Origin of the sequence: Pedobacter frigoris, assembly GCF_032678645.1 — a bacterium.
GTDB lineage: Bacteria > Bacteroidota > Bacteroidia > Sphingobacteriales > Sphingobacteriaceae > Pedobacter > Pedobacter frigoris_A.
In genome coordinates this window covers 1-13864 of the sequence record NZ_JAVTSP010000011.1, presented here as the reverse complement: position 1 = coordinate 13864, position 13864 = coordinate 1, and the positions used below count along the sequence as shown (strand labels likewise).

The window sequence follows — 13864 nt, the reverse complement described above, 5'->3', positions numbered from 1 at the left end:
AAACTAACCAAAACAACCAAATTTATGAATTTTAATCAACTATTCAGGCATGATGTGCCTTTAGTTAAACCTAAACAATTACCCCGTATGATGAGTCCGGTAATACACTGGATAAATCAACAGGATAAAAGAAAATGGCTTATGCGAATTAACCTGATCGTTATATTAATGACGGCCTTTTTATTGCAATTGAGTGCCAAGAGTAATGCGCAATACATTACCCTCAGAAAAGATAATGCGACCTTGAAAAGCATCTTTGTTGAGATCAGAAAACAAACCGGGTACACTGTTCTCTATGAAACAGCGCAGATTGATAAGGCAAAGCCTGTGGATGTTGATTTTAAAAACATTCCGTTAAAAGATGTCTTGAATAAAATTCTGGATGCGCAGGGACTGGCATATTCTATTGAAGACAAAGCCATTTCCATCAAGGCTAAAGAAAGTGGTCTGATTGATAAACTATATAACTACCTAAAAGCTGTAGAGGTAAGGGGAAAGATAGTGGACGAGGATAATCTGCCGATGGTCAACACCAGTATTTTAATAAAAGGCACCAAAACAACAAGCAGAAGTGATAAGGATGGTTCATTTGCCATCACAGCCAATGAAGGAGATGTCCTTGTTTTTTCTTTTATAGGATATGATCCTGTTGAATATACGGTGAAGGCAGTTAACAATGCAGTTGTCATTAAGATGAAGTCTTCAACCACCGCACTTAAAGATGTGGTTGTAACCGGTATTTTCGAACGCTCATCCAAAACCTATACAGGTTCGGCCAATACCATTAAAGCCGATGACATCAGGAAAGTAGGAAACCAGAACATATTAGGTGTGTTGGCGGTTCTCGATCCGGCCATACAAATTCCTCAGGATATCCTGAATGGTTCTGATCCTAATAAAATTTCTCAGCTCAGATTAAGAGGGGCATCAAGTTTACCAACCAACGTAGAGGTATCAGCATTGAGTCAGAGTAACCTCAGGAATGATAAAGACTATTATAATGCTTACGGAAAACGTGTGGACGATATTAAAAACACCTATGCCGTAAATCCTAACCTTCCACTATTCGTTTTGGATGGTTTTGAAGTGCCAATCAGCCAGATCAGCGACCTGGATATCAACATGATCCAAAGCGTAACGATTTTAAAAGATGCTTCTGCAACTGCCATTTATGGATCAAGAGGTGCCAATGGTGTGATTGTAGTAGAGCGTTTAAAATCGCAGACGGGAGAGTTGAGGTTCAACTATAAGCTTGATCTTACGGCTAATCTTCCTGATTTGCATGATTATAAATTATTGAACTCCAGAGAGAAATTGGAAGCCGAGGTGCTAGCCGGGGTTTATTCTTCTACTATAACCGACATAGACCAAAACCTGAAAATGGTTTATAATGAACGCTACAAAGAAATGCTTAGGGGACGCGATACCTATTGGCTTTCTGAGCCTTTGAGAAATACACTGGGACAAAGACACGGTTTGACCATGGATGGCGGAACAGGGAATATGACTTATGGCATCGACTTTACTTACAATAAGAACAACGGTGTAATGAAGGGCTCGGACCGGACCTCTTATAATGGAAGTATCTACCTTAACTACAGAACCAATAAATTCTTATTGAGCAATAAGCTGAGCATACAGTATACCAATGCAAGCAACTCTCCATGGGGCTCTTTTTCTCAATATGTAAGGATGAATCCTTATTTTAGTCCTTATGACGAGAACGGAAACATTAACCTTTACCTTCAACGCCCTATTGCGGCTATACAAGGTAGTGTTTACGGAAATGTTTACAATCCTGTTTACAACACGACCCTAAATGGCAAGGATTTCAGCAAAACCAGGAATCTGGTTAACAATACCGCCCTTACCTATAATTTTAGCAAAGACCTGACACTTAGAGGACGCCTATCCATTACCTCTCAGAATGATGATAGCGAGATTTTCCTGCCTGCCGATCATACTTCTTTTAAACAACTCAATACAGATGTTTTCCAAAGAGGGGGGTATACTGCCGGTTATGGCAAGCGATTTGTTTATGATGCAAATTTAGATCTGAATTACAACAAAAACCTGGGTAAAAGCCAAATCTATTCTACTTTCAGCGTTAGGGCAAATGAATCCAATAATGAAAATGTCGTAGTGCAGGTAAATGGATTGCCGAGTGCTTTAACCGATTATATATTTTACGGCAGAAAGTATGTGGGTGACCGTCCGGGGGGTTCAGAAGCTACTATCAGAACGCTGGGCTTTTTAGGCAACATCAATTATACTTACGACAACCGTTATTTTGCGGATTTTTCTTACCGTCTGGATGGTTCATCCAGCCTGGGTTCAGAAAAATTGTTTGCCCCTTTCTGGTCGGTAGGTGCAGGCTGGAACATACATAATGAAAAATTCTTAGAATCGCTAAGAGAGAATGGAGTAGTTTCTCAGCTTAAATTAAGAGGATCCTTAGGTTTAACGGGTGCACAGCAGTTTGACCCATATATGGCCTTCCGTACCTACAACTATTTCCTAAATGAAGCTTACGGAGCAACGATAGGTGCAAGTTTGCTAAGTATAGGTAATGAAAACCTGACCTGGCAAGGTACCATGAAATACAATGTCGGTGCGGATATCACCATGCTAAATGACCGCTTAAATATCAATGGGGATTATTATTACGACTATACGGACAAGTTCATCGCCGATTTTAATTTGCCTTTGTCTACCGGTTTTCAAACTTACAAAGGCAACCTTGGTTCATTGGGCAGCAAGGGCTGGGAAATCAGGGGAAGTTATCAGGCCATCAGGTCAGCTGATCTGAAAGATTTTGGGTTGATGATCATGGGAAATATAGGAACGAATACCAGTACTATCAAAAAAATCAGTGATGAGCTAAAGGCTCAGAATGAAAAATTAGTAAACTCGACACTGGGTACTGGTGCGCCGTTTCAAAGGTACGAAGAAGGACGTTCTATTGATGCAATATGGGTAGTCCCATCATTAGGGATCGATCCGGCAACAGGTAATGAGCTTTTTCTCAAAAAGGACGGTACCTCAACTTTTAGATGGGATGCAAAAGACATGGTTTCTGCTGGAGTAGCGACACCAAAATACAGGGGTAGTTTTGGGGCGAGCATGAACTACGGAGGTTTTCAATTGACCTCTTACTTCTCTTATAGATTTGGCGGACAACAATTTAACCAAACTTTGCTGAACAGAATAGAAAATGTTAACCTGGTTGATAATGCGGATAGAAGAGTATTAACTGATCGTTGGAAGACCGCTGGAGACATTTCCTACTTCAAGTCAATTGCTATAAACGGGTCCAACACAAATGCTTCATCAAGGTTTGTACAGGATGACAACACACTGGAAATGACTTCACTGTCATTGTTGTACCGTTTTGATCAGTCCAAATTGAAATCATTAAGATTGAGACAACTTAACCTTGGTTTTTATATGAACAATCTTTTCCGACTGAGTTCGATCGCAATGGAGCGTGGATTGGATTATCCATTTGCAAGAAGTTTTTCATTTTCTATCCAAACAGGTTTCTAACCGTATAAAGATTTAAAGTCATGACAAAAAAATATATAATCGCATTATTCATCATAGCTGCCAGTAGTTTTTCGTGTAAGAAATTCCTGGATGTCCAGCCAAAATCAAGAATTAAGGAAGACTTGCTTTTTGAAAAAGAAACAGGTTTTATGGACGCCTTATCTGGTATTTATACATTAATGGCCAGAAGGGATCTATACGGCGATAAGCTCACAATGTCCTTTCTCGATGTGCTGGCCCAACGGTATAGGTCAACAACCAAGACCAGCCCTTACTGGGATGCAGCAAACTACAATTATGAAGGGACTACAGGTATTGGTGTTAGAAATACAATCCGTACCATCTGGCTTTCTTCTTATGCCAGTATCGCCAACGTAAATAACATATTGGGACGTATTGAAGAAAAGAAAGGAATCTTTAAGGATAATAACTATAACCTTGTTAAAGGCGAGGCACTGGGACTAAGGGCATTCCTTCATTTTGATTTGCTACGTATGTTCGGGCCGGTAATGGCTACAGACCCTACAGCTAAGTCTATTCCATACCGTACCATGCTGAACAAGGAGTCGCAGCCATTATTGCCTGCAAACGAAGTGGTAAAACTCATTATAAATGATTTGTTGCAAGCGGAGGAATTACTGAAAAATGATCCTATCGTAAGTGGGGCCGCAAATGATTATAATGATTTTAGTCCGGCAAACAGAAAATACAGAATGAATTACTTGGCAGTACAGGCTACTTTGGCCAGGGTTTATCAGTACAACAACCAGCCTGCGGAGGCTTATGCCTATGCAAAAAAAGTGATTGCTTCGGGCAAGTTTACTTTTGTAACTAGTGAAGATGTGTCAAATACAGGTGCGTGTCGCGACCGTCTTTTCAGGAATGAACAGCTATTTGCCCTTCAGATCACGAATATGAAGGTCTATACAGACGAATACTTTTCTGTCGTTCCTACAACTTACGAAAATCAAGCCCTCAATAACGATGATGCAGTAATCAATTCAGTTTTTGAAAACTCAAGTACAGACTACAGAAGGCAATACCTTTGGGAAAGCAAGGATGGTAAATTACTGCATACCAAGTATTTACAATTTGAATCTATTCCTTCTAATTGTAGCTGGATTAAAAATTTAGTGCCGGTGGAGAGGGTGAGCGAGATGTATTATATCGCTGCAGAATGCAGCCCTGATATCAATGAATCTGTGGATCTGATGAACGAAGTATTAAGTCACAGAGGACTGGATCCTCTAGTTGGGATAAGCAGTAAGGCCGCTTTGCAACAGGCGATAACGAAAGAATATCAAAAGGAATTTTTTAGTGAAGGACAGCTCTTTTACTATTATAAACGCAACAGGTTTACTACTATTCCGGGAAGTACTGTTATTGCAGACAATAAGGTATATGTATTGCCGGTGCCGGAAGATGAGCTGATTTTTCAATAACTAAACCAAACTAAAAATGAAAAGATTATTAATCATATTTATAGGCTGCCTGATGTTTGCTGCCTGTAAAAAGGAAAGCCTGCAGCAATACACAGAAAAATCCAGAGTTTATCTGAGTTTGAGAAGGGACTCCCTTTATAGTAAATTTCCATTATCAACTGCCGGAAATCTCATCATAGACTATGCCCCGCAAAAAAGTACTAAGCAAAAAGATACCCTGAGACTCAGAATTCAGATTAGTGGTTCTGCGGCTAATTCAGACAGGGCCTTTGTTTTTGAACGTAATGCTTCAATAGGTACGGCAAAGGAAGGTACTGATTTCGATCTGCTGGACAAAAGCTTTCTAATGCCCGCAGGGAAGTTCAATACCATCGTAAGAGTAGTAGTTTACAGAAATCCGAATATGGCCAAACAACCTGTAACATTCGCTTACAATGTTAAGGCCAATGAGAATTTTGAACTGGGGCCAGACCGGGATACCATAGGTTTTACCAATAATTCTGCGGTGATGAACATGGTAGCTCTAAGGGTTACGGCTAAAGATATTTTAGTGAAACCAGATAACTGGGAAAGCTATATAAAAACCTATTTCGGTGTGTATAGCGAGGTTAAACACCGGTTTGTTATTGACATAACAGGATTGGTGAATTTTCCTGCTGCAACCTACCCTGTAGGCAGAATGAATACTTTCAGGAATACCCTCCGCACTGCTTTAACCAAGTATAATACAGAGCATCCTGAAAAATTGAAAGATGAAAATGGTATTGAAATTTCCTTTTAACTCAGATTAAGATGAAGAATATATTTAAAGTTACTTACAGTATCGCGCTATTGACGATGCTTGTGCTAAGTTCTTGCCTTAAAAAAGATCTTGGTAATTATAAACCTGATGATGTTAAAAACCTGGAAATCAACAGCTCCTTGAAGGATGTTTATCTGGCAAATGTTGGAGAAGTACTAAGTTTTGATGCTACATCACCATCAGCTGACAACCAGAACCTGACTTATAAATGGTATTATTACCCGGCTACTTCCGGTTCTACTGTTGCCAGAAAAGAGGTAGGTAGTGAAGCAAAACTGGCGCTTAACATCAATATGGCTACGGGTGATTACTTTCTTGTTGCAGAAGTAACAAATACCAAGACAGGGGTAAAAGGCTATAAAAAGATTACGTTAAATGTGAAGCGCCTGACATCAGAAGGCTGGCTGCTCCTTACCTGGAAAGACAATAAGACAAATCTTTCTATTGTAACCTCTGCCAATGAGATTTTGAAAGATTTCCTACAGCCCTCTGCGGAATATCCGATTACAGCGAAACCTGAAAAGTTAATTTGTAACAATGATAATGATGTCAAGTACCAACCCATCGTTATAAAAACTGCAGAACCTAATCTTTATTTTCTCGATCATAATACCTTTGAAATTCACAATGATGCCAGATATGCCTTTGCTTCCGGCGCCAATCTGAATCTTACAAATTATGCATGGGATACCTATGGTCAGTTCTTCTATATGTGGGATAGCAATGGTCTGGTTTATAAAATCAGCCGTGGAAGTCAGGTTATAGATTTTCCCACAGGATTTAACCAGCCAATGTTGGGCAACTATAAAGCCGCTAAATTTGTTTTGCCGGTTACAAGTGGCTTTCCTGTGCCTGCTGTTTTATTTGATGAGCAGGCTAAGCGATTTTTATACCACAACTATTCGGGGAATGAGCTATTGCCATTCCAGGCCAAACCGGCAAATGCTCCTTTTGATGTCAGTAACTTTCAGGACGAGATCAGATTTACAGACCTAGGAGCAGGAGACCTAACTTATGTCGTTGGAAAAAATGCTGCAGGAGAACATCGTTTATATACGCTGACATTAAATAACGGATTAAATGTTTATCCTGCAACAGCGGTAGATAAATTAGATATTCCTGCTAATGGTTCACCTGTTGCCTTTGCACTATCAGGTAAATTACCTTTACTGTATTACATTGTAAACAATGCTTTATATGTATACAAAATGGGAGAAAAGCGTTCTACATTCCTGTATACTTTCCCGTCGGACGAAACTGTGGTGGCGCTTAATATGTTAAGAGGTTCGGTGTGGCTCAATACAACTATAAATCCTGCGGTTGAAAACCGTTTAGGTATTGCAACGAACAATGCTCAGGGCGGTGTGTTTTATACCTTCGATTTATCTGCTACCGGTGTTTTAAAGACAGGGAAATTTAATAGCAGAGATGACGGGTTTGATCCGATCGTAGACATTGCTTACAAGATGAAGAAATAATGGGAACTACTATTTTACAACGCATACAAATGAGGGTTCTCATTTGTATGCTCGGGTTTTCCAGCTTTTCGTGTTTTGCGCAGGATGGATTTGAAATAAAAGGACAGATGGCTGGGTTAAACCAGCCATCTATGGCCTATCTGTATAGTTTTGATAAGGGCCGGAACCTGCTCGATAGCGCTGTAGTTACCAACGGTAAGTTTACTTTTAAAGGGAAAGTAAAACATCCGCTTTCAGCATCCATACAAATAAAAAAGATACGCAAATCATTGTCTTTTTTCCTTGAAAACGAAAACTATAAGATCCTGATGTATCCTGACTGGAAAGATAAAGACAGCATCAGCGGAGGCAAAGAAATGCGCATTCAGCAAGCATATGAAGCTGAAACAGCAGGGCTTTCTGCTCAGATGCGGGAGCTTGGCAAGCAGTACGAAAAATTATCCAAAGAGGAACGTATCAAGGAAGGTGAGGCATTGAATGAACTTAATGCAAAACGATCGGCTATAGATGAGAAGTACATTCGAAAATACCCTGCTTCCCTCGCTGTGCTGCACATCATGCGGCCACAATTTGACGTGATGAATTTTAAGGAGCTCAAAGAAATGAAAGCCCTGTTTTCTCCCGAGCTTGCCTATTCAGATGTATATGCAAGGTTAACAGAACTCTATCAAAAAAAACAAGCTGAGTTCCTGGTGGGACAACAAGCGCCTGACTTTACTTTATCCGATGCAACAGGCAAATCCTTTAGCCTGTCGTCCTTAAAAGGGAAATATGTGGTAGTCGATTTTTGGGCCTCGTGGTGTACCCCATGCCGGGCAGCAAATCAAAAAATCAAACCCATTTATGCAAAATATAAGGGCAAAGGTTTTGATATGGTGTCTATTTCTATGGATGATAAAAAAGATCTGTGGGATGCCGCTGTAAAAAAGGATGGACTTCCCTGGCACCAGGTTTCAGGACTGACTGGCATTAAAGACTGCCCTGTAGCAAAAAAATACAGTGTTACTAGTCTGCCTACTGTTTTTCTGCTGGATAAAACAGGTAAAGTTATCGCACAGAACATTTCTGAGCGGGAGCTTGAAGAATTATTGGAGGCAAATCTAAATTAACAATCGTACAAATGAAGAAATTACTAACTGGCTTATGCCTTGTTATTCTAACGCTGGCAGCGCAGGCACAAATAAAAAAAGTTACCATACAGGGCGACATTAAAGGTCTTGGTGATCAGGAACTTATCCTATTAAATGTTGATCAGAGTACAATTGCAAAAGTGAATGCCATAGCTGGCAGTTTTAAAATTGCAGCTGATATGGAAATAGGTGACATGAGACATTATTACCTGTACGCACCCTCCCTTGGTAAATTGGGCCCTTCAATGAATAATCCAACCATCAGCTTCTTTGCCTGTTCACAAAAAATTGAAATCCAGGCGGCAGTGAAGGGTAAAGACATGAAAATCATTACGGTAAAAGGTTCTCCTTGTGGTGATGTATATCATAAATTATACGATAACCTCTCTGCCAATAAGGAATTGGACATTGCTGCCAAACCCTATAATGAGGCTTTTCATCTCTATAACAATGTTGAAAAAAGCCCGGAAAACCTGGAGAAATTAAAAAAAGCGGGTAAGAGGATTGACGAACTTTACAGGGAACAACGTGAACAGATACTAAATTTAATTCCAAAACACCGTAACAGCATGCCTGTAGCTGTGATGGCAAGTCTGTATGCTGAGCCCGGTGATTCCATCCCAAAAATCGAAGCATTTTTAAAACAATTTGATCCCTCAATTCAGCACTGCTACTATCTTCAGCAGATTAAGCGAAAATTAGATAGAATCAAGGCGGTAGCTATCGGGCAGCAGGCGCCGGGTTTTGAACTGAAAAACCTGGACGGAGCACCAGTAAACTTAAATGCTTTTAAAGGTAAATATCTTTTGCTTGATTTCTGGGCAAGCTGGTGCGGCCCTTGCCGTAAAGAAAACCCTACTGTGGTAAAAGCTTATGATAATTATAAGGCCAAAGGTTTTACAGTACTAGGAGTATCATTGGATGCTGATGAGGCTGCCTGGAGAAAGGCAGTTAAAGAAGATGGACTGCCTTGGACACAGGTCTTAAATGATAAGCAAGTCGGTGCACAACGCTTATATGACGTAAAAGCAATTCCAGCTAATTTTCTGATTGATCCACAGGGGAAAATAATTGCCACCAATTTAAGAGGCCCTGAGTTGGAACAGGCGCTTGAGAAATTTATAAAGTAGGATAGTTAAATTTTAATAAATCACCAATGATCAGACTAAAAATATTGGTGTCACTGATATTGTGGCATGGAGCGCTATATGCTCAGAAAATTAACACCGTTCTTTTAAAGAATGCAACTATTATTGATGGTGATGCAGCAGTAAAGCCGCGCATCGGCTCCCTACTGATAGAGAATGGGATCATAAAATCGGTATCCTTTGGCCAGTTAAAGAAGGTAAGCCCAGGCGCCAAAGTGATTGACTGTACCGGTAAATTTATCAGTCCGGGTTTAATGGATAGCCATGTTCACCTGGCTACGGCAGACTTAAGCAATGTAGAAAAGGCACGCTTGTCGACTGACAGCATCTTAGTCAATCTCTTGAAGCATGGCATCACTACCGTAAGGGATATGGCTGGCAATGCACCGTATCTGGCCTATTACAAAAGTGCCATAGAGAACGACAAAGTTTTAGGCCCGGATATTTATTATGCCGCACAATTTGCAGGTCCGGGATATTTTAAAATGATGGGCAACGGAAGAAAGGGAGAGAAAGACCTTGGCAATTCAGCCTGGTATAGGGCCATCAGTCAGAAGTCTGATGTAAAACAGGCCATCACAGATGCAAAAAAAGCAGGTGTCACCGGAATAAAGATCTATGCTGACCTGAGTAAAGAGCTGATCAGGGAAATCACGGAAGAAGCACACAGACAAGGTTTGCTGGCCTGGGCACATGCAGCCATCTTTCCGTCCAAGCCGATGGATGTAGCTATAGCAGGGGTCAACAGCATGTCGCATGCAAATGATCTGGTGTTTCAGCAAATCAAAGGAGATACCATATCGATAGGTGCGGCATGGGCGCAAGTTTACAAAGGATTGAGACTTGACAGCGCAGTTCGTGATCAGTTGCTTCTGGAGATGAAAAAGCACAATACCTTTCTGGACCCCACTGTTTTTCATGCTGAAAATAACAAGATGGTAAATGCAGTATTGATCACCAGCAGGGCTCATCAGTTGGGTATAAAAATCGTTACCGGAACAGATTGGATCTACCCTACAAAAGACGAGCCTGTGCCCTTGCTTGATGAAATGAAATTGCTGACCTCAAAATGTGGCATGACGAATCTGGAAGTGATACAAGCAGCTACATTAAATGGTGCGGAGGTAACAGGACTAAAAGACCGAGGAGCCATAAGAGTAGGGAAGAGGGCTGATTTGCTAATTCTGGATTCAAATCCCGAGCAGAATCTTGAGGCGCTGTTTAAACCTCATACTGTTTTCCAAAAAGGTAAAATGGTATTTCAGAGAAAATAAATCTGGTATTCTGTGATAAAAAAAGCGGAAGTGATCATACCGACCACTCCCGCTTATCTAAATTAACGCTCTCGTAATATAATACGCTCAGGAAATCGGAATATTGTATAGTGCTGGAAATATTTTTTAATCCCTACTTTTGCGGCAACAATAAATCGAATGCCTAGAAAGAGAATTAGAAAACACTACCGCAGGGCCAGGTATGTATTGTACCGTGAAACCCTGATCGACACGAAGGAACACATCCTTACATTTATAGGTTCTTTCGTAGGAATTGGTCTCATAGGCTTGCTAAACAGCCAATACCTGGTGGCCAATGACAACCTGTTTTTAATTGGCTCTTTTGGTGCATCTTCGGTATTGATTTATGGAATTCCCAATAGTCCGCTGGCACAGCCCCGCAATTTAATAGGCGGACATGTGCTGTCAGCCATTATCGGCGTCACAGTCCTGAAGCTTTGTCCATCCGAACTTTGGCTTGCCTGCGCTTTGGCAGTATCCTTGTCGATTGTCGCTATGCAAATCACAAAAACTTTGCACCCGCCTGGTGGTGCTACTGCTTTAATAGCAGTTACAGGAGGTGCAAAGATCAAGGCTATGGGTTATCTGTACGTGTTATCACCAGTGCTTTCCGGGGTGTTGATTTTATTTATGGTTGCCGTGATCTTCAACAATCAAAGACACAGAAAATACCCGGCAAAACCACTGTTTAAAAGCAGAAGGATCAAATAAAAGTTTATTCCATTTTTTTAACACCCATAGCATATTGAATGCCGCCAAGTATGTGTTTTAAAAATAAAGGGTCTGTATAAGATTCTTCCACGTGCCCAAGTGCGGTGTAAAATGACCGACCGCCGTCAAAATCATGATACCAGGCTACAGGATGTTCAGTGCCATTGATACCACCTTTGTAGCTTTTTTCATCCAGGTTGATCAATACTTTTAGCCCTTTCTGGATGTCTTTAAAATTGTACCATTCATCTTTTCTTTTCCATACCTCGGGAAGGTGCTTTGTTGCAATGGTTTTGTTGTTCAAAACCTGCAGTTCTGCTACCTGTTGTGCAGGATGGCTGGTAAAGTATGCACCAGCTAATTTTCCATACCATGCCCAGTCGTATTCTGTATCAGTTGCGGCATGAATCCCTGCATATCCACCACCTGCACGTATATAATCTTCAAAGGCTTTTTGTTGGGCATCATTAAATATATCGCCAGTAGTACTCAAAAAAACAACTGCGGCATATTTTTTAAGGTTTTTTGGGGTGATCAGTTCAGAATTTTTAGTGGTATCTACATCAAAATCATTCTCTAATCCTAATTTTTGAATTGCGGCAATCCCTTCATCGATGGACGAGTGATGGAAGCCAGCGGTTTTAGAAAATACCAATATCCGTTTCTTTTTCGCAGAAACAGGGTTGCTGAAACATAATAGACAAACTACTGCCAGCGTGAAAAGTGCTAAAGATCTATACATTGTGTGTTGTTTTATAAGGCAAGTTAGTAAAATTCGTTTAAATCTTTATCTGTCTGTCCATCTTCCGTTCGCTTCTGCTTAAGGTTTGCTGCACACTTGCTTAAGGGTTGGTTCGATTGGAAACGCAGCAACCCTTAAGGTGATACGGAGGAAGGCTTTAGGCGAAGCGGAAGCATAGTAAGGGAAGACTTACATATTCGGATGGAAAAATCCCTTTGGAAATACCAAAGGGCTTTTATTATAATTTTTCTATTTCTTGAATCACCCGGCGACAGGGCAGGGGTTATTTATTTTTGCTGTTTAAGCTCAAACGGATTTCTCTGACATATTCAATGGATACTTCAGCTATTTCCGCGGCTTTTTCGTCGGAAACACCAAGTTTGGTAAGCAGGTTTTCGATTACGGTATGACGAGTTTTTTCTGCTCCTTTGCGATAAAAGATGTCGTTTTCTTCTTTAAAAAATGTACTTACTGATTGCATAGCTTTTTCTAATTGATGTTCAACATTGGTTCGCAATTGTACAAATATACGTAGGTTTCGTCCTCTCGAACGAATATGAGAGATCTCGAAGCAAAATAAATTGCAAAAGATGTTTTGGAAGGCGGAAAACCATTAAGTACTTTGTCAAAAGATTTTCCTGATTTATAAAACTATGAAAATGCTATATTATCTATTCTTTAGTCTCTGCCTGATTCAATTCCTTACGGTGATACCTTATAATGGCTTTCAATTCTTCTTGCATATATTACGTGATGGTTTATTTAGTTCTTATAAACCATTTACAGCAATACCAACTTACAAAGTTATTAGTAAAATTATGGCATATATTTATCTTCTAAGTTTACTCATCGGTTTGTTGCTACCGTTAGCATATAAGATGGATGCTAAACTGAAGTATAGACTCGAAGTGGTATTCGGATCAATTGCATTAATTATTTTAGTTCTGGGTGGACGAACCCTGAAGCTAATCTTTGCATAATTGAAAAACCTTTTATTAATGAATATATTTTATAAAATTTTAAATATTGCTGGCGTTGTATTTGCGCTTTGGTTTGCTGTTACAGCTTGGCTATGGACCTACAATGGAGCTCTTTATATTTCTTATCCATTTGGATTGATTAGCTTATTGATTTTGTTGTTTTCCCCATCAAAATACGGAAAGAAAATAATGAAATATTCGCTAGCAATAGGATTTATAGTTTCAATGATGGCCTTATTGTTTTACAGGTGATAAACGCTCAGAAAAAACATAGTAATTGAAAAGCGGACATTTTAATTTTTTTATGTTCGCTGTTGAGAGCGTTAATAATAAAGCAGGTATCTGTCCTCTGTGGAGGTTTCGGCAATAGTAGCCAGGTAATTTTGAAACCTGCTGCCCACTCATTTCGCTTCAAAGTGTGCAATAAATAATTTGCAAACTATCCACTTGACTGATTTTAAGTGCATTAGATGAATTTCTGTTGGGATCTGAACTCTTGGGTGGTAGTTCTGATTTTAAGAGCGTAGTGAAGCGCTAATGGTCAGAATTTTTGATTGAGAAAGGTTTTGTGTAGAGCGAGTGAGATGAGA

Annotated in this window: 11 protein-coding genes; 9 read left to right on the top strand and 2 right to left on the bottom strand. The window is 40.0% G+C overall.

All coding sequences use genetic code 11. From position 1 onward, the window contains the following. Window positions 1–24: 24 nt before the first annotated feature. The 8 genes from R2Q78_RS21525 to R2Q78_RS21490 all read left to right on the top strand — a co-directional run bounded on the left by R2Q78_RS21525 (window position 25) and on the right by R2Q78_RS21490 (window position 11552). A complete protein-coding gene (locus tag R2Q78_RS21525) occupies window positions 25–3546 on the top strand; it encodes a SusC/RagA family TonB-linked outer membrane protein (RefSeq protein WP_316794675.1) in 3522 nt (1173 codons plus the stop codon). 20 nt (window positions 3547–3566) lie between these two features. Next, window positions 3567–4988 carry a RagB/SusD family nutrient uptake outer membrane protein gene (locus R2Q78_RS21520; protein WP_316794673.1) on the top strand — a complete coding sequence of 474 codons (1422 nt, stop codon included), beginning with the start codon at window positions 3567–3569 and terminating at the stop codon, window positions 4986–4988. Window positions 4989–5004: 16 nt separating this feature from the next. Beyond that, the gene (locus tag R2Q78_RS21515) at window positions 5005–5769 is read left to right on the top strand and encodes a DUF4843 domain-containing protein (RefSeq protein ID WP_316794672.1); all 765 of its coding nucleotides are present in this window, start codon (window positions 5005–5007) and stop codon (window positions 5767–5769) included. Between the two features lie 11 nt (window positions 5770–5780). Beyond that, complete coding sequence (locus R2Q78_RS21510) at window positions 5781–7268, top strand: PKD-like family lipoprotein (RefSeq protein WP_316794671.1); 1488 nt, start codon at window positions 5781–5783, stop codon at window positions 7266–7268. Then, a complete protein-coding gene (locus R2Q78_RS21505; RefSeq protein WP_316794670.1) occupies window positions 7268–8377 on the top strand; it encodes an AhpC/TSA family protein in 1110 nt (369 codons plus the stop codon). The genes R2Q78_RS21510 and R2Q78_RS21505 overlap by 1 nt, the downstream gene beginning before the upstream one ends. A gap of 11 nt (window positions 8378–8388) precedes the next feature. Continuing rightward, window positions 8389–9528, top strand: coding sequence for a TlpA disulfide reductase family protein (locus R2Q78_RS21500; RefSeq protein ID WP_316794668.1), 1140 nt, complete (start codon window positions 8389–8391; stop codon window positions 9526–9528). A 26-nt stretch (window positions 9529–9554) separates the two neighbouring features. Further along, the gene (locus R2Q78_RS21495) at window positions 9555–10820 is read left to right on the top strand and encodes an amidohydrolase family protein (protein ID WP_316794666.1); all 1266 of its coding nucleotides are present in this window, start codon (window positions 9555–9557) and stop codon (window positions 10818–10820) included. Window positions 10821–10979: 159 nt separating this feature from the next. Next, window positions 10980–11552, top strand: coding sequence for an HPP family protein (locus R2Q78_RS21490; protein WP_316794665.1), 573 nt, complete (start codon window positions 10980–10982; stop codon window positions 11550–11552). A 4-nt stretch (window positions 11553–11556) separates the two neighbouring features. On the opposite strand, the gene R2Q78_RS21485 is transcribed toward R2Q78_RS21490, so the two are convergent. Together R2Q78_RS21485 and R2Q78_RS21480 are read right to left on the bottom strand one after the other, a co-directional pair. Further along, window positions 11557–12294 (bottom strand): ThuA domain-containing protein, encoded by a 738-nt coding sequence (locus R2Q78_RS21485; RefSeq protein WP_316794664.1) that lies wholly within the window; start codon window positions 12292–12294, stop codon window positions 11557–11559. A gap of 283 nt (window positions 12295–12577) precedes the next feature. Continuing rightward, window positions 12578–12775, bottom strand: a complete 198-nt coding sequence (locus R2Q78_RS21480; RefSeq protein ID WP_316794663.1) for a hypothetical protein — start codon at window positions 12773–12775, stop codon at window positions 12578–12580. 517 nt (window positions 12776–13292) lie between these two features. On the opposite strand from R2Q78_RS21480, the gene R2Q78_RS21475 reads away from it, so the two are divergent. Further along, window positions 13293–13526, top strand: coding sequence for a hypothetical protein (locus tag R2Q78_RS21475; protein ID WP_316794662.1), 234 nt, complete (start codon window positions 13293–13295; stop codon window positions 13524–13526). Window positions 13527–13864: the final 338 nt, after the last annotated feature.

Bases quoted from the DNA above. Each gene is read 5' to 3' on its own strand.
- R2Q78_RS21525 (WP_316794675.1), top strand. From the start codon at position 25: ATGAATTTTAATCAACTATTCAGGCATGATGTGCCTTTAGTTAAACCT.
- R2Q78_RS21520 (WP_316794673.1), top strand. From the start codon at position 3,567: ATGACAAAAAAATATATAATCGCATTATTCATCATAGCTGCCAGTAGT.
- R2Q78_RS21515 (WP_316794672.1), top strand. From the start codon at position 5,005: ATGAAAAGATTATTAATCATATTTATAGGCTGCCTGATGTTTGCTGCC.
- R2Q78_RS21510 (WP_316794671.1), top strand. From the start codon at position 5,781: ATGAAGAATATATTTAAAGTTACTTACAGTATCGCGCTATTGACGATG.
- R2Q78_RS21505 (WP_316794670.1), top strand. From the start codon at position 7,268: ATGGGAACTACTATTTTACAACGCATACAAATGAGGGTTCTCATTTGT.
- R2Q78_RS21500 (WP_316794668.1), top strand. From the start codon at position 8,389: ATGAAGAAATTACTAACTGGCTTATGCCTTGTTATTCTAACGCTGGCA.
- R2Q78_RS21495 (WP_316794666.1), top strand. From the start codon at position 9,555: ATGATCAGACTAAAAATATTGGTGTCACTGATATTGTGGCATGGAGCG.
- R2Q78_RS21490 (WP_316794665.1), top strand. From the start codon at position 10,980: ATGCCTAGAAAGAGAATTAGAAAACACTACCGCAGGGCCAGGTATGTA.
- R2Q78_RS21485 (WP_316794664.1), bottom strand. From the start codon at position 12,294: ATGTATAGATCTTTAGCACTTTTCACGCTGGCAGTAGTTTGTCTATTA.
- R2Q78_RS21480 (WP_316794663.1), bottom strand. From the start codon at position 12,775: ATGCAATCAGTAAGTACATTTTTTAAAGAAGAAAACGACATCTTTTAT.
- R2Q78_RS21475 (WP_316794662.1), top strand. From the start codon at position 13,293: ATGAATATATTTTATAAAATTTTAAATATTGCTGGCGTTGTATTTGCG.